Source organism: Lactobacillus sp. HMSC08B12 (genome assembly GCF_001808415.1).
GTDB lineage: Bacteria > Bacillota > Bacilli > Lactobacillales > Lactobacillaceae > Lactobacillus > Lactobacillus delbrueckii.
This window is the reverse complement of sequence record NZ_KV793226.1, coordinates 1-1014: the sequence shown is the minus strand read 5'-3', so window position 1 is coordinate 1014 and position 1014 is coordinate 1. Positions and strand designations below refer to the sequence as shown.

General features: G+C 45.7%; 1 protein-coding gene. It reads left to right on the top strand.

Translation table 11 applies throughout. The features are described 5' to 3' along the window. On the top strand, positions 1-379 hold a 379-nt coding region (locus HMPREF3168_RS09490), incomplete at its 5' end, for a zinc ribbon domain-containing protein (RefSeq protein ID WP_083289625.1). Positions 380-1014: the final 635 nt, after the last annotated feature.

Below are 1014 nucleotides of genomic sequence, written 5' to 3'. Positions count from 1 at the left end.
ATATGATGCAATCTGCATTGAGGATCTGGATGTCAAGGGCATGCTTATGAGCCATGTCGCTTCAAAAGGCGTACACCGTGCTCTGTTTGGACGCTTTCGCCGCTATCTCGAATACAAGTGTAAGTCAGCCGGAGTCAAATTGGTGATTGCCAATCGCTTTTATCCAAGCACCCAGCGCTGTGCAGTCTGTGGCAATATCAAGAAAAATGACGAAAAGATCACTCTTTCTGGCAACAAGAAGCATGGCACCAAGCACAATGAATACGTGTGCTACAACAAAAAATGCCCGAACTACAACAAAGTTGTAGATCGGGACATGAATGCGATGATGAATCTTACTTTTTTGATTGATCATCCAAGATACAATAAAGCACTGTAAAAAATCAAAGGATCCGCAAGGATCCATGCGGGCAGGCTAATGGCCGGAATGCCATCTGTTGCTTGGACAGTTGCGTAAGTGGCTGTTTCGGTGCAGATGGCTCACCGGACGGGAAGCCGATAAGTTGCTTTGGCAGCGAATCGGTTTCTACGACCGCGCATGCAATTCCTCAAATGGAAGAACATGCGAGAAGCGAGTTCAGAACTCGTGAGACAGTTCGGTTGCTCATCTTCGGATAAAGGCATTGTCTGCGGCTTCGGCCGTACAGGTGATGTGAGCATATCGAGTGCAGAGATCGCCCACGCTGTCAATGCGAAAGCTTGGCAGTGAACGCTCGTGAGAGAAATGGAAGCCGGCAGAGTCCCATATTATGTGTTGGGAATGTTCCAGCCAGGCATGTCGGCGTCGGAAGTAAAGATATCGATGATGCGATAGTCGCAAAGTTGAATATCTTGACCATAATGTGAACCAGCCGGTATCAAGCGCACATTCTTCCACATTTCTTATAGCACATGATCCTTAATTAAAAGAATCATGCCTTGAAAAGCAATGTCATTAAGTTAAGACATTGACTTTGAACGGGGAACGTCTTAGAACACTCATCTGAATTTGATGAGTGTTTTTTTGCTTAATTT